The 20562-nt window shown below is 71.7% G+C and carries 18 protein-coding genes and 1 riboswitch; of the genes, 8 read left to right on the forward strand and 10 right to left on the reverse strand.

Annotated features, from left to right (window positions below; all coding sequences use genetic code 11):
• Nucleotides 1-102: 102 nt before the first annotated feature.
• Nucleotides 103-1638, forward strand: coding sequence for a helicase HerA-like domain-containing protein (locus ACZ7OU_RS17045; protein ID WP_470255708.1), 1536 nt, complete (start codon nt 103-105; stop codon nt 1636-1638).
• 70 nt (nt 1639-1708) lie between these two features.
• A complete protein-coding gene (locus ACZ7OU_RS17050) occupies nt 1709-2086 on the forward strand; it encodes a DUF3224 domain-containing protein (protein ID WP_470241008.1) in 378 nt (125 codons plus the stop codon).
• Between the two features lie 113 nt (nt 2087-2199).
• On the opposite strand, the gene ACZ7OU_RS17055 is transcribed toward ACZ7OU_RS17050, so the two are convergent.
• The 3 genes from ACZ7OU_RS17055 to ACZ7OU_RS17065 form a co-directional block, all read right to left on the reverse strand.
• Nucleotides 2200-3252, reverse strand: a complete 1053-nt coding sequence (locus tag ACZ7OU_RS17055; protein WP_470255709.1) for a S1C family serine protease — start codon at nt 3250-3252, stop codon at nt 2200-2202.
• A gap of 98 nt (nt 3253-3350) precedes the next feature.
• Entirely contained in the window at nt 3351-4673 is a 1323-nt protein-coding gene (locus ACZ7OU_RS17060; protein WP_470241006.1) for a M20 family metallopeptidase, read from the reverse strand.
• Nucleotides 4674-4712: 39 nt separating this feature from the next.
• Complete coding sequence (locus ACZ7OU_RS17065; protein WP_470255710.1) at nt 4713-5465, reverse strand: class I SAM-dependent methyltransferase; 753 nt, start codon at nt 5463-5465, stop codon at nt 4713-4715.
• Between the two features lie 143 nt (nt 5466-5608).
• Between ACZ7OU_RS17065 and ACZ7OU_RS17070 the strand changes: the two genes are divergently transcribed.
• The 3 genes from ACZ7OU_RS17070 (at nt 5609) to ACZ7OU_RS17080 (ending at nt 8673) form a co-directional block, all read left to right on the forward strand.
• A complete protein-coding gene (locus tag ACZ7OU_RS17070; RefSeq protein ID WP_470255711.1) occupies nt 5609-6511 on the forward strand; it encodes a DNA-3-methyladenine glycosylase family protein in 903 nt (300 codons plus the stop codon).
• A gap of 115 nt (nt 6512-6626) precedes the next feature.
• A complete protein-coding gene (locus tag ACZ7OU_RS17075) occupies nt 6627-7385 on the forward strand; it encodes a M50 family metallopeptidase (protein ID WP_470255712.1) in 759 nt (252 codons plus the stop codon).
• A 55-nt stretch (nt 7386-7440) separates the two neighbouring features.
• The gene (locus tag ACZ7OU_RS17080) at nt 7441-8673 is read left to right on the forward strand and encodes an aldehyde dehydrogenase family protein (RefSeq protein WP_470241003.1); all 1233 of its coding nucleotides are present in this window, start codon (nt 7441-7443) and stop codon (nt 8671-8673) included.
• A 6-nt stretch (nt 8674-8679) separates the two neighbouring features.
• Here the strand turns inward: ACZ7OU_RS17080 and ACZ7OU_RS17085 are convergent, their stop codons facing one another.
• A complete protein-coding gene (locus ACZ7OU_RS17085; RefSeq protein ID WP_470241002.1) occupies nt 8680-8931 on the reverse strand; it encodes a hypothetical protein in 252 nt (83 codons plus the stop codon).
• 49 nt (nt 8932-8980) lie between these two features.
• On the opposite strand from ACZ7OU_RS17085, the gene ACZ7OU_RS17090 reads away from it, so the two are divergent.
• Nucleotides 8981-10072, forward strand: coding sequence for a dihydrofolate reductase family protein (locus tag ACZ7OU_RS17090; RefSeq protein WP_470255713.1), 1092 nt, complete (start codon nt 8981-8983; stop codon nt 10070-10072).
• A gap of 57 nt (nt 10073-10129) precedes the next feature.
• Here ACZ7OU_RS17090 and ACZ7OU_RS17095 read toward each other — a convergent pair whose 3' ends face one another.
• The 4 genes from ACZ7OU_RS17095 to ACZ7OU_RS17110 form a co-directional block, all read right to left on the reverse strand.
• Nucleotides 10130-11338 carry a chitinase gene (locus ACZ7OU_RS17095; protein WP_470241000.1) on the reverse strand — a complete coding sequence of 403 codons (1209 nt, stop codon included), beginning with the start codon at nt 11336-11338 and terminating at the stop codon, nt 10130-10132.
• A gap of 344 nt (nt 11339-11682) precedes the next feature.
• Nucleotides 11683-12765: a sensor histidine kinase gene (locus tag ACZ7OU_RS17100; protein WP_470255714.1), complete on the reverse strand. Its 1083-nt coding sequence runs from the start codon at nt 12763-12765 to the stop codon at nt 11683-11685.
• A complete protein-coding gene (locus ACZ7OU_RS17105; RefSeq protein WP_470240998.1) occupies nt 12762-13418 on the reverse strand; it encodes a response regulator transcription factor in 657 nt (218 codons plus the stop codon). The genes ACZ7OU_RS17100 and ACZ7OU_RS17105 overlap by 4 nt, the downstream gene beginning before the upstream one ends.
• Before the next feature lie 35 nt (nt 13419-13453).
• A complete protein-coding gene (locus tag ACZ7OU_RS17110) occupies nt 13454-15283 on the reverse strand; it encodes an ArnT family glycosyltransferase (protein WP_470255715.1) in 1830 nt (609 codons plus the stop codon).
• 173 nt (nt 15284-15456) lie between these two features.
• On the opposite strand from ACZ7OU_RS17110, the gene ACZ7OU_RS17115 reads away from it, so the two are divergent.
• Nucleotides 15457-15783, forward strand: coding sequence for a hypothetical protein (locus tag ACZ7OU_RS17115; RefSeq protein WP_470255716.1), 327 nt, complete (start codon nt 15457-15459; stop codon nt 15781-15783).
• Here the strand turns inward: ACZ7OU_RS17115 and cobN are convergent, their stop codons facing one another.
• Nucleotides 15784-19347, reverse strand: coding sequence for a cobaltochelatase subunit CobN (gene cobN / locus ACZ7OU_RS17120; RefSeq protein ID WP_470255717.1), 3564 nt, complete (start codon nt 19345-19347; stop codon nt 15784-15786).
• Nucleotides 19348-19396: 49 nt separating this feature from the next.
• A riboswitch (cobalamin riboswitch) is annotated at nt 19397-19509 on the reverse strand.
• 91 nt (nt 19510-19600) lie between these two features.
• Between cobN and ACZ7OU_RS17125 the strand changes: the two genes are divergently transcribed.
• Nucleotides 19601-20329, forward strand: a complete 729-nt coding sequence (locus ACZ7OU_RS17125; protein WP_470255718.1) for a hypothetical protein — start codon at nt 19601-19603, stop codon at nt 20327-20329.
• On the opposite strand, the gene ACZ7OU_RS17130 is transcribed toward ACZ7OU_RS17125, so the two are convergent.
• Nucleotides 20326-20559: a helix-turn-helix transcriptional regulator gene (locus ACZ7OU_RS17130; protein ID WP_470240994.1), complete on the reverse strand. Its 234-nt coding sequence runs from the start codon at nt 20557-20559 to the stop codon at nt 20326-20328. The two genes, ACZ7OU_RS17125 and ACZ7OU_RS17130, sit on opposite strands and share 4 nt — an antisense overlap.
• Nucleotides 20560-20562: the final 3 nt, after the last annotated feature.

Consider the following 20562-nt stretch of genomic DNA (forward strand, 5'->3'; position numbering starts at 1 on the left):
CTGGTGACCCTAACCCGACACGGGGATAAGAGGGGCGTTACCTGCGCGTACGGCGCGTTACGCTCGCGGTGTGGTGCAGGACACACGATCGGGGAGCTGCGAGTGACGGATCAGGGGTCGCCGGCGAGCGAGATCGCCGCCGGTTATGCGAGTGAGGGTGCCGCGCTGGAGCTGGGTGCGGTGGTGATCGACGGCAAGACGGACGCCGCGGCCGCGGTGCGCCTGCCGCTGGCGACGCTGAACCGGCACGGCCTGGTCGCGGGGGCGACCGGGACGGGCAAGACGAAGACGTTGCAGCTGATCGCGGAGCAGCTGTCGGCGGCCGGGGTGCCGGTGGTGCTCGCGGACGTGAAGGGCGACCTGTCCGGGCTGGCCGCGGCCGGCGAGGCGAACGACAAGATCGGCAAGCGCTCTCAGGAGCTGGGCGACGACTGGGCGGGCACGGCCTACCCGGTCCAGTTCCTGTCGCTGGGCACCGGCGGGAAGGGCTCGCCGATCCGGGCGACGATCACGAGCTTCGGGCCGGTCCTGCTGTCGAAGGTGCTCGGGCTGAACGAGACGCAGGAGTCGACGCTCGGGCTGATCTTCCACTGGGCCGACCAGCGCGGTCTCGCGTTGCTGGACACGAAGGACCTCCGGTCGGTGATCACGCACCTGACCAGCGACGAGGGCAAGGCGGACCTCAAGGGCATCGGCGGCGTGTCGGCGGCGACGGCCGGCGTGATCCTGCGTTCGCTGTCCAACCTCGAGGCCCAGGGCGGCGAGGACTTCTTCGGCGAGCCCGAGCTGGACGTGCACGACCTGCTGCGCGCGCCCGAGGGCAAGGGCATCGTCACGCTGCTGGAGCTGGACAACCTGCAGGCGAAGCCGGCGTTGTTCTCGACGTTCCTGATGTGGCTGCTGGCCGAGCTGTTCGAGGAGCTGCCCGAGGAGGGCGATCTCGACAAGCCGAAGCTGGTCTTCTTCTTCGACGAGGCGCACCTGCTCTTCAACGACGCGTCGAAGGCGTTCCTCGAGCGCATCGAGCAGACCGTGAAGCTGATCCGGTCGAAGGGCGTCGGCGTGTTCTTCTGCACGCAGCTGCCCACGGACATCCCGAACAACGTGCTCTCGCAGCTCGGCGCGCGGATCCAGCACGCGCTGCGGGCGTTCACGCCGGACGACCAGGCGGCGCTGGCCAAGACGGTCAAGACCTACCCGAAGACGAAGTTCTACGAGCTCGACACGGCGTTGACGTCGCTGGGCATCGGCGAGGCGATCGTCACGGTGCTGTCGGAGCGGGGTGCGCCGACGCCGGTGGCGTGGACGCGGCTGCGGGCGCCGCGGTCGAAGATGGGCTCGATCGGCCCCGAAGCCGTGGCCGCCGCAGTCGCTTCGTCGGACCTGCACGCGAAGTACGCCGAGACGATCGATCGCGAGTCCGCGTACGAGAAGCTAGCCGCGAAGATCCCCGAGGCCGCGCCCGACGCTTCGCCTGCTCAGGCGCCCGCCGAGGCTCCGGCTGAGAAGGCGAAGGACGATCCGGGGTTCATCGAGTCGGCGATGAAGAACCCGGCCGTGAAGTCGTTCATGCGCTCCGCGGCGAGCGCGCTGGGCCGGGAGATCACGCGCGGCCTGTTCGGCAACCGGAAACGCTGACAAATACCTGACGCTTCCTGTCAGGTATCACTGCGAAGCTGGCGCTACCTTCGAGACAGGGGAATCCGCCATGACCAGCACTGCCACCGCGTCGTTCGTGCTCGACAAGTGGGAGCCGCAAGCGACCGACGAGGCCGCGGGCACCGAGTTCGCCCGGGTGGCCATCGGCAAGACGTTCACCGGAGCGGTCGAGGGGACCAGCACCGTCGAGATGCTGACGGCGTCCAACGCGACTTCGCGCGCGTACGTCGCCTTCGAGCGTCTCGCCGTCTCGGTCGACGGCCGCAAAGGTGCCTTCGTCCTGCACCACTCGGCCGACGAGTCCGGCCTGACGCTCAAGATCCTCACCGGCTCGGGCTCGGGCGAGCTGGCCGGGATCTCCGGCACCGCGAACATCGAGATGGACGCGGAGCAGAACCACACGCTGGTCCTCAGCTACGAACTCTGAACAGCGCGAAGGCCGTTTCGAGAGCCCCCGATTGACTCTCGAAACGGCCTTCGCCGTCCCCGCTCCCCGAAGCGGGTGAGGACGGACCGCCCCGACCACGGCCCGTCCGCGTCTTAGTTGTTCACGATCTGGTCGACGATCTTCTTGGCGTCGTTGATCGGGATGGCGAAGCCGATCCCGACGCTGCCGGCCGAGCCGTTGGCCGAGGCCGTCGGGCTGTAGAGCGCCGAGTTGATGCCGATGACGTTGCCCTGGGCATCGACCAGCGCGCCGCCGGAGTTGCCCTGGTTGATCGAGGCGTCCGTCTGGATCGCGGTGTAGCTGGGCGAGTCCGCGGACTGGTTCGAGGTGCGGCTGAAGGGCGACTGCTGCTGTTGCTGGCCCTGGCCGATGTCGGACAGGTTCCGGTTGAGCGCGCTGACGATGCCGGTCGTGACGGTGTTCTGCAGCCCGCCCGGCGAGCCGATCGCGACGACCTCCTGGCCGACGACGAGCTTGCTGGAGTCACCCAGTGACGCCGCAGTCAAGCCGCTCGCGTTCTGCGCCTGGACCACCGCGATGTCCGCCTTGGTGTCCGCGCCGACCACGCTGGCCTGGTACTTCTTGCCGTCGGACGTGGTGATCACGACGCTCTGGGCGCCGTCGACGACGTGCGCGTTGGTCAGGATCCGGCCGTCCGCGGTGAGGATGACGCCGGAGCCGATGGCCTCGCCCTGGTCGGTGGTGACGTTGATCTGGACCACGCTCGGCGTCACCTTCGCCGCGACGCCGCTGACGTCGCCGGAGGTCGAGTTCGCGACCGTCTGCCCGCTCGCGGCCGGCGTGCTCACCGACGTCGTCGCGCCGTCCGCCGAGTTCGTGGTGAGCCCGACGATCGCGGCGCCGCCGACGCCACCGACCAGCGCGGCGCCGAGGGCGGTCGCGCTGACGATCATCGCGACGCGGCCGCCCTTGCGCGGCTTGGTCTTCAGCGCGGTGGGCGCCTGCCCCGGCTGCTGGAGCGGCGGCGGTTGCGGCGTGAACAGAGGGTTCGGCGCGGCCTGCTGCTGGTAGCCGTACTGCGGCTGCGGCTGCTGCTGCGCGTACGGCCCGTACTGCTGGGTGCTGTGGTGCGGCTGGTGCCCACCGGGTGAGGCGGGGCCGGGCCGACTCTCGTTCTCGGTCATGGGTCTAGATTCGCGCCCGTGCTTGTGAGCAACCTGTGGAAATACCTCAGGCTTTGCTGAGAAGAATCAGCTGAGAAAACTCAGCTGATCCTCAGGTGTCAGGCGAAGAACGACGGCACGTCCAGTGCTCCTCCCGCCGCCTCGAACTCGTCGTGGACGGCCTGCCGCAGCTCGGCGTCACCCAGGTAGTCGGCGGCCGTCAGGGCCAGGCCCAGCGCACCGTCCCGGACTCCCGCGTCGCCGGTCTCCGAACCGGCCGCGGCCGCGAACTCCTTGGTGTGCAACGCGACCGTCGGGCCCGAGACGGCGAGCATCGGGTGCAGCGCGGGCATCCGGTACGACAGGTTGCCCAGGTCCGTCGATCCCGTGAGCGACTCCGGGACGATGCCCGGCGGCAGTGGCTTGCGGCCGGTGCCGGCCTGGTTGGCCGTCCACCGCCCGGCGAGCGTGGTGTTGAACCGGATCGGCAGGTAGGCCGCCTGGGCGTCCCACTTCAGCTCGACGCCGCAGCCGGTCATCGCCGCCGCGCCCTCCGCGATCGACGTCATGCGCGCGGCGAGGTCGCGCAGGGTCTCGGGGTTCTGGGAGCGCAGGTAGAACAGCAGCGCGGCCCGGGCCGGGATGACGTTCGGCCGGGCGCCGCCGTCGGTGAAGACGCCGTGGACCCGGTCGCTCTGCGGGAGTTGCTGGCGCAGCGCCGAGACGCCTTGGTAGGCCGCGACGGCGGCGTCGAGCGCGTTGCGGCCCATGAACGGCTGGGCGCTCGCGTGCGCGCCGACGCCGTGGAAGACCATCTCCAGCTGACGGCGGCCGAGGAACGGGTGCAGCGCGATGTCGTGGCTGAACGGGTGCAGCATGATCACCGCGTCGACGTCGTCGAACACCCCGGCGCGGGCGAGGATCTCCTTGCCACCACCGCCTTCTTCGGCCGGCGTGCCGATCAGGCTGACGCGGCCGCCGAGCCGCTCGGCGACGGTCGCGGCACCGAGGAAGCCGCCCGCGGCGGTCGTGCAGATGACGTTGTGGCCGCACGCGTGGCCGAGGCCGGGGAGCGCGTCGTACTCGGCGAGGACGGCGATGTGCGGGCCGTCCTGTTCGGGCGTGCTGACGCGCAGCGCGGTGTCGAGCCCGCCGACGCCGACGGTCGCTTCGTGGCCATGGCGCTTCAGGAGGTCCGCCAGGGCTCGCACCGAACGGTGCTCGGCGAACCCCTCCTCGGGATGGGCGTGCAGATCTTGGCTCAACGCCACCAGATCGGGTGAATCGCGCTCGACCGCGGCGGTCACCTCGGCGCGCGTCGCCTCGTCCGCGCCGGTGTGCGGCGAGGACAGCGGTTCGGCGGCCGCGACGGCGTCGGCGGTGGCCTCGACCAGGGAACGCAGGTAGCTGTCGTCGGGCGGGACGGGCTCGTGGTGGGTCATGGGGCGATGCTAACCGCAGGCTCCGACAATCCGCGGTGCTCAGCTCAGCCGGCCCGCCACGATCTGCGTGACGCCGGCGTACCGCTCGGTGATGTCCGTGAAGCCCCGGGCGCGCAGGCTCGCGGCGATCTCGCCGCGGTCGAACATCCGCTGCCCGCTCAGGATCCCGCCGACGGACTCCGCGACCCGCGCGGGTTGCCAGCCGCGCCGGGCGCTCGTGAGCAGCACGATCCGGCCGCCGGGCTTCAGCACGCGCGCGAAGGAGTCCAACGCGGTTTCGGGCTCGGCGAACATGTGGAGGGCGGCGAAGCAGCAGACGCCGTCCACAGTGGACTCCCGCAGCGGGAGGCGCACGGCGTCCGCGCGCAGGTAGGCGACCGACGCCGGCCCGTTCTCGGCGACGGCTTTGGTGAGCATCGTGCGCGCGCCGTCGAGGCCGATGGCGAGCCCGCCCGGGCCGACGGCCGCGCCGAACGCGCGCGTGAACCGGCCGGTGCCGCAGGCGACGTCGAGCGCCGTGTCGCCGGGGTTCAGGTCGAGGAGCTTCGTCGCGAGCCTCACTTCGCCGGCCATGCTCGGGCCGAGCGGGCCCTTGAGCGCGCGGCCGAGGGCGGGGCGCCAGTACCGCTCGTAGACCTGCGGGAGGAGGGTGGTGCGCATCAGGCGCTGGGTGAGGCCGGTCGGCGGGCCGGCCTGGCTGGCGGTGCCCAGCAGGTCGAGATAGCCGTCGTCGGTCTTCGCGGGCGTCTCGAGCAGGTCTTCGAGGCGTTCGGTCGCGGTCTTGGTCGGCATTGCTCTCCTCTCGGATACCGGCAGTATGTCAAATCTGTGCCACTCGAACGAGTGAAGAATCTGCGGGCTCAGGCGTTCGAGGCCCGGAATTGTCGGTGGTCCTGCCTAGCGTCGCAGACAAGGTTCCGATCCGAGGAGGACAGATGACGGTTTCCCTGCTGGGCAGCGAAATCACGGTACGAGGAGAGTTCGACCTGGCCGCGGCGGCCCGGTTCTTGACCGGCTTCGCGCCCGCCGGCCAGCCGGAAGCAGAGCCCGGCGCGCTCCGGGTGGCGTTCCCGCTCGACGGCGAGTGGACGCCGGTGGGAGCGGTGCTGCGGCAGAGATCGCCCGGCGAGATCGCGGTGGAGGTCCACGGCCCGCCGTCGCTGACGGAGGCGGTCGGGGCGCAGCTGCGGCGGATGTGTTCGCTGGACGTCGACGGCACCGCGTTCGCGGAGGTCGGCGCCCGCGATCCGGTGGTGTCCCTGGTCCAGGGCATGCACCCGGGCTTGCGGCCGGTGCTGTTCGCCTCCCCGTACGAGGCGGCGTGCTGGGCGGTGCTGAGCCACCGGATCTGGATGACGCAGGCGGTCCGGCTGCGCCGTCGCCTGGCCGAGCGCCACGGCACGGAGGTCGACGTCGGCGGCAGCGTGCTGACGTCGTTTCCGGCGCCCGCGGTGCTGGCGAGGCTGGAGTACCTGCCGGGTCTGTCGGGCCCGAAGATGCAGCGCCTGCGAGGAATCGCCGAGGCAGCGGCCGACGGCCTGCTCGACGCGGCGACGTTGCGGGCGATGCCGGCGGACGAGGCGCTGAAACAGCTGCAGGCCCTGCCGGGGATCGGCCGCTTCAGCGCGGAGCTGGTCCTGATACGTGGCGCCGGCCACCCGGACGTGTTCCCTCGGGCGGAGACCCGCCTCCACGAGATCATGCGCGACGCGTACCACCTCCCGGACGCGGGAGTGGACGAGCTGGCGGCGATCGCCGAGGCGTGGGCGCCGTTCCGGAGCTGGGTGTCGTTCCTGTTCCGCGTGGAAGGCGAGGCCCGGATGCGGGAGTCCCGATGACCTGACCGCCGGCACCACGAGGAAGGAGACCGTATCGACCCAATACCGGAGCGGCCGGAACCCGCAGCGGTGGGGACTCACAGTAGCCAGATATCGCCTGTGGTGAGGTGTCCGGGTGAGCTCGCCCGTTCAACTCGCGTTCGGCGGTGCCGGTGCGGCCCTCCGTGCGGCCGCCACCACTCCGTCGCTGCTCGAGCAGGCCCAGACCCCGGCCGTGATCACGCTGGTCGCCGGTGGGGTGGCGCTGCTGGTCGTGCTGGTCGGAGGCAGCCCGTGGCGGCTGGCGCGCAACGGCATCACCATCGTGCACGAGGCCGGGCACGCCCTGGCCGCCGTGCTGGTCGGGCGGCGACTGCAGGGGATCAAGCTGCACTCGGACACCTCGGGTGTCACCGTCTCGCGCGGCAAGCCCGAGGGGCCGGGCATGGCCTTCACCGCGATGGCCGGCTACCTGGCGCCGTCGGTCCTCGGGCTGCTGTTCGCCAGCCTGCTGGGCGCCGACCTGGCCGGCACGGTCCTGGTGCTGATCGCGTTGCTGCTGCTCGGCGTGCTGGTGATGGTCCGCAACGCCTACGGGGTGTTCACGGTCGTCGCGAGCGCTGTCGTGCTGGCGCTGGTCGCGTTCGTCGCGCCGGTCGAGGTGCAGGCTCCGTTCAGCTACCTCGTGACGTGGTTCCTGCTGTTCGGTGGCGTGCGGCCGGTGGTCGAGCTGCAGGTCAAGCGGCGGCGGGGCCACGCCAGGGACTCGGACGCCGACCAGCTGGGCCGGCTCACCGCGGTGCCGCCGGTGCTGTGGGTGCTGGTCTTCGTCGTGGCGACGGTCAGCTGCCTCATCGCCGGCGGACTGTGGCTGCTGGAGCCCCTGGCCGCCTAGCCGCGCCCATGCGGCAAACTGGTCTCTCGCTGGTCCGCGCGGAGGGAGACGAACGATGGACGAGGTCGCCAAGGCCGTGGAGGAGTGCGCACGGGCGGCGAAGCTGGCCGCGCCGTCGCTCGCCGCCGCTTCCGCCGAAGCCGTCGACGCCGCGCTGAGCGGGATGGCCGAAAGGCTGCTCGCGCACCGCGACGAGATCCTGGAGGCGAACCAGGCCGACGTCGAGCGCGCGAAGGCCGAGGGGATGAGCGCCGGTCTGCTCGACCGGCTCACCATCACCCCGGAGCGGCTGACCGGCATGGCCGAGCAGCTGCGGCTGCTCGCCGGCGCCCCGCACCAGGAGCGCTCGGTGGACGTGTCCACGCTGGACGGCGGCCTGAAGCTGGTCGAACGGCGACGGCCGGTCGGCGTGATCGGCGCGAACTACGAGGCACGGCCGAACGTGACCGTCGACGTGGCGTCGCAGCTGGTCAAGTCGCGCAACGGCGGCGTGCTGCGCACCGGCTCGGCCGCGCTCGGCTCGGCCCAGCGGCTGCGCGAGGTGGTCATCGCCCCGGCGCTGACCGAGGCCGGCATCGACGCGGACTGCGTCCAGCTCGTGCCGCGGGTGGAGCGCGAGGCGGCGTCCGCGCTGGTGCGGCTGCCGAACCTGGTCCCGCTCGTGATCCTGCGCGGCAGCGGCGACAGCACCCGGGCGCTGGCCACCGAGGCGGCCGTCCACGGCGTGCGCACGCTGGCCCACGCCGACGGCGGGGGCGTCCTGTACGTCGACCGCGGGGCGGACGTCACGAAGGCGCGTGACCTCGTCTACGCGAGCCTCGACCGGCTGGGTGTCTGCAACCGGCTGAACCTGCTGCTCATCCACGAGGGCATCCACGACGACGTCTGGCCGGGCATCGCCGACGCGCTGGCCGAGCGGGGGGTCACGCCTTCGCTGGCGCCGCACGAGCACGCCATCGGCTACGAGTGGGCGCTGGACTCCGACCGCGAAGCGACCGTCACGGTCGCCAAGGTCGGCGCGCTCGCGGACGCCGTCGAGATCGCCAACGAGCAGACGTCGGGCCTGGCGGCGGGCATCGCCACCGACGACCCCGCGGCCGCCGACGCCTTCTTCGACGGCTACACCGGCACGGGTGTCTTCTGGAACGCCCCGACCCGCCTCCTCGACGGCTTCAAGCTGCTCGCGGTCCCGGAAACCGGCATCAACCTGGACAAGGTCCCCGGTCCCCGCGGCCCGGTGACGTACACGGACCTCTACGTCCGCCAGTACGCGGTCCTGCCCGCCTGAGCCCGGTCAGATCCGCGGCGGCACGCTCGCGAGCCGCCGCAGCACCTTCACGGTCTGCTCGGTGTTGTCCAGCAGTTCGGTCCGGTTCTCGGTCTCGTTGGCGTAGCGGAAGATCGCGGTCGGGCCGTCGCTGATCGCGATCGCCGCCACCAGCCGGCCTTCCGGGTCGCGGGTGAGCCCGGTCGACACCTGTACCTCCCGGCCGACGGTGTCGACCGTGGTGAGGGTCCGTTCGTGGTACCAGCCGCGCGTGCCCATGCCGGATAGACGCCGCGATCGCCGGGCGTGTTACGGCATACTGGGCGGGGTGATCACCCGGCCGCACGTCCTGCTGTCCGCCGCGCAGTCGCTCGACGGCTTCCTCGACGACACCTCGCCCGAGCGGCTCGTACTGTCCACTGAGGACGATTTCGCGGTCGTGGACCGGTTGCGGGCGGAGGCCGACGCCATCTTCGTCGGGGCCGGGACCGTCCGGGCGGACAACCCGCGGCTGCTCGTGCGCTCGCCCGAGCTGCGGCGAAAGCGGCTGGAGCAGGGAAAGCCCGAGCAACCCGTCAAGGTCACCGTCACCACCCGCGGGCTCGACCCGGACGCGCAGTTCTTCACCGTCGGGGACAGCGAAAAGATCGTCTACGCGCCGCCCGGAGCCGCCGACGCGCTGAAGCACGTCGCCACCGTCGTCGACGCCGGGGATCCGTCCGACTTCTCGCGCGTCCTCGACGACCTCGGGGCGCGCGGCATCGGGAACCTGCTGGTCGAGGGCGGCGGCGGGATCCACACCCGGTTCCTCTCCGAAGGCCTCGCCGACGAGCTGCGGCTGGCGATCGCGCCGTTCTTCGTCGGGCAGCCGGACGCGCCGCGGTTCGTCGGGCCCGGGCTCTACCCGCGTCCGCTGACGCTCGTCGGCGTCGAAGACCTTCAGGGGATGGCGATCCTCCGCTACCGGGCCGCGGCCGAGCCGACCGGCCGGGACGTCCGGCGGCTGCGGGAAGCCATCGCGCTCGCGGCCGAGTGCCCGCCGAGTCACACCTTCCGGGTCGGGGCCGTCGTCACCGACGCCGAGGGCGAGGTCATCGCGACCGGGCACTCCGGCGAGGGCGATCCGCTGAACCACGCCGAGGAAGCGGCCCTGGCCAAGTGCGCAGGCGATCCCCGGCTGGCCGGGGCGACGATGTACAGCTCGCTCGAGCCGTGCAGCCACCGCAGCTCGCACCCGCGCAGCTGCACCCGGCTGATCCTCGACGCCGGGATCCCGCGGGTCGTCTTCGCCTGGCGGGAGCCGCCCGTCTTCGTCGACGCGCAGGGCACCGAACTGCTGCGGCAGGCCGGGCGGCACGTCGTCGAGGTGCCCGCGCTGACCCCGGAGGTCCAGCGCGAGAACACCCACCTCACCTTCTAGAACCGAAAAGCCGGACCGACCACCGCGAGGTGGCCGGCCCGGCTCGGTCAAGATGATCTAGCAGGCGCCGTTGTCGACCCAGACGCCCCATTCGCCGGTCGTGCCCGGCTCTTCGCCCTGGGTCCACCACTTCGCGGTGAACTTGTGGCTGTTGTGCTTGACCACGTCGTCCTTCACGTAGACCTTGGTGCGATCCCATTCCGCCGCGGTGCAGGAGCCATTGCCCGGCGTGGTCGGCGTGGTGGTCGGCTGGGTCGGCGTCGTCTGCGGCGGGGTCGCCCCGGCGAAGCGGACGCTGAACTTCGTGAAGTCCCAGTCGTTCTGCGGGACGTTGCTGCAGACGCCGTTGTCGGTCGTCCCGACGCACGCGCGGTCGCGGTTGACCGACCAGAACGTGAAGCGGCCGAGGCCGTGGCTGGTCGCGTAGTCGTAGACGGTCTGGAAGTCCGCCGTGTAGAACATCTCGGAGGCGTCCGACTTGCCGTTCATGCCGGAGAAGCCTTCGTGCGAGTAGGCGGTCGCGCTGTCCCAGCCCATGTGCGACATCAGCAGGCCGTGCAGGCCTTCGAGCGCGGACACCTGCGACGAGCCGCCGTTGAAGCCGCCGTCGAACGGCATGATCGAGAAGTTGTTGGGCGTGAAGCCGATCGACTTGGCCTGGTCGAGCAGCTGCGTGCCGAACCAGCCGGTGCCGGCCGCGGTGCCCGGCATGGTCACCGACACGAAGAGGCCGGGGTTGTTGGCCTGCAACGTCTTCGCGGCGCCGAGCTCGTTCGCGATGGCCGCGGTGTTTTCGTACTCGGGCTCTTCGAGGTCGAAGTCGATCGCCTTGAGCGAGTACTTGGTGATGACCTGCTGGTACGCGGCCGCCGTCGCGGCGACGTTCCCGCAGGTCTGGCCGAGCTTCGTGCCGCCGTAGCCGCCGACGGACACCGAGACGTCGCCGCCCGCGCCGCGGATCCGCGAAATGACGTTCGCGACGGTGGTGTCGGACGAGACGGCCGAGGTGCCGTCCCAGGTCGGGCTGCAGCCGCCGCCGTTGGGCGCCAGGATGAACGCGAGCTGGAAGGCCTTGAGCCCGGTCGCGTTCATCACGGTGATCGGATCGGGCGGATTGTTGCTCACGGGCATCAGATACGGCGCGGCGGCGTACCAGTTGTTGCTCAGCGCCGCTGTCGCGGAGGGCGCGCCGATCACGAGACTCACAGCTGTACCGATGAAGGTGGCGGCGGCGAGCCCGATGGCGGCCAGTCTGCTTCTGCGCATGATCTGTCCTCCCGGTGGGGTTCGAGGGTGGACAAACTATTGGACTAGACCATTGATGAAGTCAAGACGCGAAGGCAGGATAGCGGGAATCGAGGGGCGAAAAGCGCCGTAATATCCGATATTCGTCGAGGATTGACGGCCCGCGGGTGAGTTCGAGGCGGCTCAACGCGGTGGAGCCAGGGGGAGAGTAAGGCGCCGACCGGATTCGTGCGCGCCGAGACGAGGTTCATCGGCACGGACGGGCAAACGGCGGCGGAGAAACGGGCAGGTGCCGTGAGGGGACCAACGCCGGCGAGTAGCGGTCGAACCGTCCTGCATGCCGCAGCGATGCAACCCGCGAACCCTCACGCTGACGGCAGCGTCACGATCACCACCAGACCGCCCTCCGGCCGAGCTGTCGCCGCCACCTCCCCGCCGTGCGCGTGGGCCACCGAGCGGACGATCGACAACCCCAGCCCCGCGCCCTCCGCCGCCACCCGGGCGCGCCGGTGGAACGGGTCGAACAGGGCCGGTACCTCCTCCGGTGGGATCACCGGGCCGCTGTTGGCCACCTCCAGCTCCACCCGCCCCGGCGACGACCGGGTCGTCACCCGCACCCAGCCGCCCGGCACGTTGTGGCGGACTCCGTTCTCCAGCAGGTTGTGCGCCAGCCGTTCCAGCATCAGCGCGTCGCCCAGGGCCGTTGCCTCACCCAGGTCCTCCGTCACGCCCGGGGGGACCACGTGCGCCACCACCGCCGCCAGGTCCACCGGGCAACGCTCCGTCAGCGCGCTCTCGGACCGGGCCAGCAGCAGCAACCCGCTGATCAGCTTCTCGTGCCTCGCGTTGATCCGCAGCAGCTTGCCGCCGAGCTGCCGGACGTCGTCGGAGGCCGTGCGGCGGTGCATGGCCACCTCGACCAGCGAACGGTTCAGCGTCAGCGGCGTGCGCAGCTCGTGCGACGCGTTCGCGACGAACCGGCGTTGCGCGTCGAACGACCGGTCCAGCCGCTCGACCATCACGTCGAACGCGTCGGCGAGGCTCTTCACCTCGTCGTCCGGGCCGCGCAACGCGATCCGCGAGTGCCCGCCCGGATCCGCCGTCGCCGCGATGCGGCGCGCCGTGTCCGTGACCTGGCGCAACGGGGCCAGTGCGCGGCCCGCGACCAGCCAGCCCAGCCCCGCCGCCAGCACCGCCACCGCGCCCAGCGCGATCGCGCCCTGGGTCAGCAAGGACGTCGCCGCCGCTTCGCGCACCTGGCGCGCCTGCTCGTCGAGGACCTCCGGGGACGGCAACGGCGGCAGGCCGGACGGCACGGTGCCCGCGATGTACGTGACCCGCCGCCCGACCTGCTGCGTGAACAACAGGTACGTGACGCCCAGCAGCGCTCCGCCCGCCAGCAGGAACAGGCCGCCGTAGAGCACGGTCAGCCGCAGCCGGAGGCTCATCGGAGCCGGTAGCCGACCCCGGTGACCGTCTCCACCAGCGGCGGGTCACCGAGCTTGCGGCGCAGCTTGAGGATCGTGAGCCGGACCGCGCCGGTGAACGGGTCCGCGTGCTCGTCCCACGCCTTCTCCAGCAGGTGTTCCGCGGACACGGCGGCGCCGTCCGCGCGCAGCAGCTCGGCGAGCACGGCGAACTCCTTTTTGGACAGTGGGAGGTAGCGCCCGTCGCGGAACACCTCGTGCCGCGCCGGATCCAGCGTGACGCCCGAACGCCGCAGGATCGGCGGTGCCGCCGGCCGGCAGCGCCGCCCCAGCGACAGGATGCGTGCCGCCAGCTCGGGGAAGGCGAACGGCTTCGTCAGGTAGTCGTCGGCGCCGAGGGACAACCCGTCGACGCGGTCGGTGACCTCGACCGCCGCGGTGAGCATCAGCACCCGTGTCGCCGCGTCGGAGGCGACCACCTGACGGCACACGTCGTCGCCGTGCACGACCGGCAGGTCCCGGTCGAGCACGACGACGTCGTAGTCGTGCACGGCGATCCGCTCGAGCGCGGCGCCGCCGTCGGGGGCGATGTCGACGGCGTGCGACTCGTCGCGCAGCCACTCCGCGATCGCGTCCGCGAGCATCGGCTCGTCCTCCACCACCAGGACCCGCATGCCGCCATGATCGCCGCGGCGGTGTTTCCTCGCCGTTAGCGGCACCGGTAGAGGGTGTCCGGGCCGCCGGCGACGCGTCGCGGACCGGCGCCGTACGCGGCGGGGTCGACGACCGTGCAGTGCCGGTCGATCCAGCGCCGGCGTTCGTCCTGGACGGGACTCCGCCGCGGCCCGGGCGGGGTTCCCGCGCCGCTCAGCACGAACCGCAGCTTGCCCTCGGCCAGCCAGCGGTCGAGCTGCGCGACGGACGGCGCGTCGTCACCGCCGCCGAAGCCGCCCATGCCGATCACCGTCGCGTCCGAGTCGATGAGGAACGGCGCGACCGCCCCCGCCTCGGCGTTCACCGCCAGGGTGATCTCGGTGCCGTCCCGGCGGGCGTAGTCGAGGATGCGGCGCTGCTCGTCCGACAGCTCGGTCGTGCCGTTTCCGCCCGCGAGCACGAGCTGCGGCTGCGGTCCGCCGGGCGACGTCGGCGGCGGCGCGGCGGGACCGGTGGCCGGCCCCGCGGCGGGCAGCGTCCCCGACGACGTGCTCTGAGCGGCGGCGAACGACCAGACGGCGGGCGTGAGCAGCAGCGGCACGAGACCGGCGACGAGTGCGCGTCGACCGGGGGCCACCGCCAGCCAGGTGATCGCGAGCAGCGCCGTCCCGAGCACGGCCCAGCGCGTCCAGCCGTGGAAGGACGTGTCGCGCGACGTCACGACGAACGCCCAGGCCGCGCTGAGCGCGATGGCCAGGGGGAGCAGGGTCCGCCGGTGGTGCCGCCACAGCAGCGCGAGCCCGGCGGCCGAGATCGCGGCGACGGCGGGGGCCATCGCCGTCGTGTAGTACGGGTGCCAGATGCCGCCGGCGAAGCTGAAGACGGCGGTCGTGATGAGCAGCCAGCCGCCCCACAGCAGCCAGCCGGCGTCGCGCCACCGGCGTCCGATGACGACCAGGACGAGCAGCGCGAGCGGCAGCAGCCACGAGATCTGCCCGCCCACGAGGTCGTTGAACATCCGGCCGGGCCCGGGGTCGCCGCCGAACGACGTCGTGGTCTGCTGCCCGTCGCGCATGATCATCACGCCGCCGCCCTCGCCGTCGCCGGAGAGGCGGCCGAAGCCGTTGTAGCCGAAGACGAGGTCCCAGGCGGAGCCGTCCGTGCTGCCGCCCATGTACGGCTTGGCGCCGGGCCACCAGTCGTGGAGCGCGATCCACCAGAACGACGAGACGGCCAGCACGGCGCCGGCGCCGAGGACGTCCAGCAGCCGGCGCTTGAGCGGCCCGGACGTGCCTGCGAAGTAGGCGAGAACCAGGGCGGGCACGATGATCCACGCCTGCAGCATCTTGGTCAGGAAGCCGCAGCCGACGAAGAAAGCGCACCACCACAGCCATTTCCGGCCGTCTTCGAGGGAACGGGTGAGCGCGTACGCGGCGGCGACGAGGAAGAGGACGAGCAGCGTGTCGGGGTTGTTGCCGCGGTCGATGATGACGGTGACGGGCGTCAGCGCGAGGATCGCCGCGGCCAGGAGGGCGACGTTCTCGCCGGCCCACCGCCGGACGGTGCGGTGCAGCAGGAAGACCGCGGCGACGCCTTCGAGGACCTGCGGCAGCAGCAAGGCCCAGCCGTGGAAGCCGAAGACGAGGACGGAGATCGCTTGCGGCCACAGGGCCATCGGCGGTTTGTCGACCGTGACGACGCCGTAGGGGTCGAAGGAGCCGAAGAGGAAGTTGGTGAAGCCGCTCGTCATCGACTTGACGGCGGCCGAGTAGTAGGTGTTGCCGAGCTGGCCGTCGCCGATCTTCCAGGCATAGAGCACGGCGGCACCGAGGCAGATGAGCGGAAACGCCCAGGAGCGCGTCTTCGGAGGAGCGGCGGTGATCATGCCGCCACCCAACTCCGGCCCGCGTTTCCCGGGCGTTTCCGCGCCGCGCTCGATTACTTGCCCCGTGACGCGTACCTGGCCGCAGTCCTCCGGCACGCACAAGGCGATCGGCTGATCGTGTAGCCGGACGCGACGATCGCCTCGCCGCTAGCGAGTACCTCGCCGTCACCGCGATGGCCGGAGCGCGGACGCCGCTGCTGCTCCTCGTGCTGGGTGCTCCGCCGCCGGTTTCGATCAGGGGGCGGCGCGGGCGTTTCGAGGTCGCTGACGCCGTGGCCGCGAACCTCGAGACCGTCTATGCGAAAGCAGCTCCGCACCCGTGGCCGTTGGCCGAGCTTCAGGCTCGGCTGGCGGACTCCTGCGCCTGGCTGACGTGGGACGAGCTGGCCGACCTCGTCCTCGCCGAACACGCGCGAGGTCGGCACTCCGGGACGTTCGCCGCCGGTACCGTCGATCGTCTCGTCGGGACGATCACCCGAGCCGTCCGGTGGCACGGTTAGTCACTCCGCCTCGAGGTCGCCTTCCAGGGACAGGTACACCTCGCGCATCTTCGCGAGGAGCTCCGGGTCCGGCTCCTCCCACAGCCCGCGGTCCGCGGCCTCGTTCAACCGCTCCACGATCCCCCGCAGCGCCCACGGATTGGCCTGGCGCAAGAACTCCTGGTTCACCTCGTCCAGCACGTACGACTCGGTCAGCTTCTCGTACATCCAGTCGCCGACCACGCCCGCCGTCGCGTCGAAGCCGAACAGGTAGTCCACCGTGGCCGCCAGCTCGAACGCGCCCTTGTACCCGTGACGCCGCATCGCTGCCAGCCAACGCGGGTTGACCACTCGCGCCCGGAACACTCGCGCCGTCTCCTCGCCCAATGTCCGCGTGCGGACCGCGTCCGGTGACGTGCTGTCGCCCACATAGGACGTCGGCGCCGTGCCGGTCAGTGCCCGGACCGTGGCGATCATCCCGCCGTGGTACTGGAAGTAGTCGTCCGAATCCGCGATGTCGTGCTCGCGCGTGTCCGTGTTCTTCGCCGCCACCACGATGCGCTTGTACGAGTTCTCCATGTCCTCGCGCGCCGGACGGCCGTCCAGGTCGCGGCCGTACGCGAACCCGCCCCAGACCGCGTACACCTCCGCCAGGTCCTTGTCGTCGCGCCAGTTTCCGCTGTCCATCAACGGCAACAACCCCGCGCCGTACGCTCCCGGCTTCGAACCGAAGATCCGGGTCGTCGCGCGCCGGTCGTCGCCGTGGGCGGCCAAGTCGGAAGAAACGTGCGCCCGGACGAAGTTCTCCGACAAAGGCTCGTCCAGAGCCGCCACCAGCCGGACCGCGTCGTCCATCATGGCGATCACGTGCGGGAACGCGTCGCGGAAGAAGCCACTGATGCGGATCGTCACGTCGATGCGCGGCCGGCCCAGCTCGGCCAGCGGGATCGCCTCGATGCCCGTCACGCGCCGGGATGCCTCGTCCCACACCGGCTGGACTCCCAGCAGCGCCAGGACTTCCGCCGCGTCGTCGCCGGACGTCCGCATCGCCGACGTCCCCCACACCGACAGCCCGACCGACTTCGGCCAGTCGCCGTTGTCCTCGCGGTACCGGCGCAGCAGCGAATCCGCCAGCGCCTGCCCCGTCTCCCAGGCCAGCCGGCTCGGGATCGCCTTCGGGTCGACCGTGTAGAAGTTGCGTCCGGTCGGCAGCACGTTCACCAGCCCGCGCAACGGCGACCCGCTCGGCCCGGCCGGGATGTACCCGCCGTCCAGCGCGTGCAGCACCGCGTCGAGCTCGGCGGACGTCCCCGCGAGCCGCGGGACGATCTCGGTGGCCGCGAACGCGAGCACCCGCGCGACCTCGGGATCCGGCGCCACCGACTCGACCGCCGTGGCGTCCCAGCCGCGCATCTCCATCGTCTGGACGAGCTCGCGCGCCGTCTTCTCGACAGCGTCCACTTCGGACGTCGACGCGTCTTCCTTCAGACCGAGAGCCGACCGCAGTCCCGGTACCGCACCTTCGCGACCGCCCCAGATCTGCGACGCCCGCAGCATCGCCAGCACGAGGTTGACGCGCGCCTCGCCGACCGGTGCCGCGCCGAGGATGTGCAGCCCGTCGCGGATCTGGGCGTCCTTGACCTCGCACAGCCAGCCGTCGATGTGCAGCAGGAAGTCGTCGAACTCCGCGTCGTGCGGCCGCTCGCCGACGCCGAGGTCGTGGTCCAGCTTCGCCGCCTGGATCAGCGTCCAGATCTGGGCGCGGATCGCCGGCAGCTTCGCCGGGTCCATCGCCGCGATGTTCGCGTGCTCGTCGAGCAGCTGCTCCAGCCGCGCCATGTCGCCGTAGGACTCCGCGCGCGCCATCGGCGGGATCAGGTGGTCGACGATCGTCGCGTGCGCCCGCCGCTTGGCCTGCGCGCCCTCGCCCGGGTCGTTGATCAGGAACGGGTACACCAGCGGCAGGTTCCCGAGCACGGCGTCCGGCGCGCACGACGCCGAGAGCCCCGCCGTCTTGCCCGGCAGCCACTCGAGGGACCCGTGCTTGCCCAGGTGGACGACGGCGTGCGCCCCGAACTCCTCCTCCAGCCACCGGTACGCGGCCAGATAGTGGTGACTCGGCGGCAGGTCCGGGTTGTGGTAGATCGCGACGGGGTTCTCGCCGAACCCGCGCGGCGGCTGGATCATGATGATCACGTTGCCGCTCTGCAGCGACGCCAGCACGATGTCGCCGTTGTCGACGTACAGCTCGCCCGGCGCCGGCCCCCAGTGCTCCTCGACGCCCGAACGCAGCTCCGCGGGCAGCGCGTCGAACCACGCCTGATAGCGCGCGGCCGGCACCCGGATCGGGTTGCCGGACAGCTGTTCCTCGGTCAGCCACTCCGGGTCCTGGCCGCCCGCGGCGATCAGCGCGTGGATCAGCGCGTCACCGTCGGGCTGGTCGGTGCCGGTCGGGTCGACGCCCGGGAACGCGTCCGGTCCGAGGTCGTAACCCGAAGCGCGCATCCGCCGCAGCAGCTCGATCGCCGACGCGGGCGTGTCCAGCCCGACCGCGTTGCCGATGCGAGAGTGCTTCGTCGGGTACGCGGACAGCATCAGCGCGATCCGCCGCTCGGCGGGCGGCGTGTGCCGCAGGCGGGCGTGCGACAGCGCGATGCGAGCGACGCGGGACGCGCGCTCGGCGTCCGGGACGTACCGGGGCAGGCCGTCTTCGTCCAGCTCCTTGAACGAGAACGGCACCGTGATGAGCCGCCCGTCGAACTCCGGGACGGCCATCTGGTTCCCCGCGTCGAGCGGCGAAAGACCCTCGTCGCTGGCGGCCCACGCCTCGCGGTCGCTGGTCAGGCAGAGTGCCTGCAGGATCGGGACGTCGAGCGCGGCCATCTCGGCGACGTCCCACGCCTCGTCGTCGCCGCCGGCGCCCACCTCGGACGGCTTCGTGCCGCCCGCCGCCAGCACGGTGACCAGCAGAGCGTCCACGGAAGCCAGCTCGGCCATCATCTCGGGCTCGCGCGTACGCAGCGAAGCGGTGTAGATCGGCAACGCGCGCCCGCCCGCGGCTTCGATCCGGTCGGCGAGGACGTGGACGAAGTTCGTGTTCCCGGACAGGTGATGCGCGCGGTAGTACAGGATCCCGATGACCGGGCCCTCGGCTTGGGAAGGCCGCTCCAGGATCCCCCACGTGGGTTGGGCCGCCGGTGGCTCGAAGCCGTCGCCGGTGAGCAGCAGCGTGTCGGAGAGGAACCGGTGCAGCTGGGTGAGGTTCGCCGGGCCGCCCTGCGCGAGGTAGGCGTGGGCCTCCGCGGCCATGCCGGCCGGGACGGTCGAGAGCTTCATCAGCTCGGCGTCCGGCGTCTGCTCCCCACCGAGGACGACGACGTGCGCGCCCGACGCCCGCAGCGTGTCGAGGCCTTCCTGCCAGCTCCGCGGGGTGCCGAGGATCCGCGCGACGACGATCTTGACGCCGTCCAGCAGCGCGGGCAGCTCGGCGACGTCGAGCCGGGCCGGGTTGCCGAGCCGGTAGTCGGCGTCGGCCGAACGGGCGCTGAGCAGATCGGTGTCCGAAGTGGACAGAAGCAGGATCACGAGGTTCCTCCTCGGGGTCCGCGCCCCGGGTCGACGGGCGCGCCGGCCGGAGTTCCTGGCTCCCGGAGAGCCCCGACGTACTCCCTCCCGCGGAGGGGACATCGAGCACAGCGCTCTCCGATGACAGTGGCGGGACCGCCCCGGACTCTCACCGGGTTCCTCCACCTGCCGACGCGTGGGTATCGGCTCCACTCTCCGGTGCCGGTCGAGGTGCGTCAAGGTGACGTTGACCGGCGCTCGGTAACCTGGCGGCTTGGAAGCCTTCCTCCGCGACTTCACCGCCGCCCAGTCGAGCCGCGGGCCGTACCGCACCGCGACCGCGGCCGAGCTGCAAACCGCCGAGACGGGGTTCGCCGCCCTGCTCGACGGCACCCCGCACCGCCTCGCTGAGCTGGGCTTTTCCGTCGTCGACGACAGTCTCGTCCGCCAAGAGCCGGGCTCCGAGCGGGCCTGGGGCCTGTACGTCATCGACCGGTCCGCGCCGCCATCGCTGGTGGTCGAGGCGCCGCACGCGTCGTCCGACCTGCGGACCGAGCTGATCGGCCTCGAGCTCTTCCGGCGGACCCCGGGCGCGATCCTCGCGGTCGGCGGCGCCCACCGGCGCCGGGAAGACCCCGCGCACGACACCGGGACCGTCTTCCACGTCGTCACCACACTGCTCGCCCGGCGCGGCCTGCCGCAGGTCCAGCTGCACGGCTTCAAGGACCGGACCCTGCCCGCGGCCGACGTCGTGCTCTCCGCCGGGGCCGCCGAAGCCGGCGACTCCGCCCGCCGCGCCGCCGGCCGGCTCGCCGAGGCCGGGTTCCGGGTCCGCCGGGCCTGGGCCGAGCCGTGCCGGGGCCTGGCCGGGACGACGAACGTCCAGAGCCAGGCCGCCGGCGGCACGCCGTTCCTGCACGTCGAGCTGAGCCGGACGGTCCGGGAGACCCGGCGCGACGACGTCGTCCGCGCGCTCGTCGAAGCCGACCTTCGCAAGCCCTAAGCGGTCTGCTCTCCCAGCCGCGGGAAGGGCTTCGTCGAGAACAGGACCTCCAGCGGGACCTCGAAGAACTCCGCGATCCGCAGCGCCACGAACAAGCTCGGGCTGTACTCGCCGCGCTCCAGGTAGCCGATCGTCTGGTAGTGCACGCCGAGGGCCTCCGCCAGCTGGCGTCGCGAGATCGACCGCTCCGCGCGCAGCATCGCGATCCGGTTGTAGACGACCTCGCTCATGAC

The sequence above is a fragment of the Amycolatopsis sp. NPDC114505 genome (genome assembly GCF_055633615.1).

Excerpts from the sequence above, each read along its gene's own strand:
- ACZ7OU_RS17050 (WP_470241008.1), top strand. The coding sequence starts at position 1,709 with ATGACCAGCACTGCCACCGCGTCGTTCGTGCTCGACAAGTGGGAGCCG.
- ACZ7OU_RS17055 (WP_470255709.1), bottom strand. The coding sequence starts at position 3,252 with ATGACCGAGAACGAGAGTCGGCCCGGCCCCGCCTCACCCGGTGGGCAC.
- ACZ7OU_RS17060 (WP_470241006.1), bottom strand. The coding sequence starts at position 4,673 with ATGACCCACCACGAGCCCGTCCCGCCCGACGACAGCTACCTGCGTTCC.
- ACZ7OU_RS17065 (WP_470255710.1), bottom strand. The coding sequence starts at position 5,465 with ATGCCGACCAAGACCGCGACCGAACGCCTCGAAGACCTGCTCGAGACG.
- ACZ7OU_RS17070 (WP_470255711.1), top strand. The coding sequence starts at position 5,609 with ATGACGGTTTCCCTGCTGGGCAGCGAAATCACGGTACGAGGAGAGTTC.
- ACZ7OU_RS17080 (WP_470241003.1), top strand. The coding sequence starts at position 7,441 with ATGGACGAGGTCGCCAAGGCCGTGGAGGAGTGCGCACGGGCGGCGAAG.
- ACZ7OU_RS17085 (WP_470241002.1), bottom strand. The coding sequence starts at position 8,931 with ATGGGCACGCGCGGCTGGTACCACGAACGGACCCTCACCACGGTCGAC.
- ACZ7OU_RS17095 (WP_470241000.1), bottom strand. The coding sequence starts at position 11,338 with ATGCGCAGAAGCAGACTGGCCGCCATCGGGCTCGCCGCCGCCACCTTC.
- ACZ7OU_RS17100 (WP_470255714.1), bottom strand. The coding sequence starts at position 12,765 with ATGAGCCTCCGGCTGCGGCTGACCGTGCTCTACGGCGGCCTGTTCCTG.
- ACZ7OU_RS17105 (WP_470240998.1), bottom strand. The coding sequence starts at position 13,418 with ATGCGGGTCCTGGTGGTGGAGGACGAGCCGATGCTCGCGGACGCGATC.
- ACZ7OU_RS17110 (WP_470255715.1), bottom strand. The coding sequence starts at position 15,283 with ATGATCACCGCCGCTCCTCCGAAGACGCGCTCCTGGGCGTTTCCGCTC.
- ACZ7OU_RS17115 (WP_470255716.1), top strand. The coding sequence starts at position 15,457 with ATGGCCGGAGCGCGGACGCCGCTGCTGCTCCTCGTGCTGGGTGCTCCG.
- ACZ7OU_RS17130 (WP_470240994.1), bottom strand. The coding sequence starts at position 20,559 with ATGAGCGAGGTCGTCTACAACCGGATCGCGATGCTGCGCGCGGAGCGG.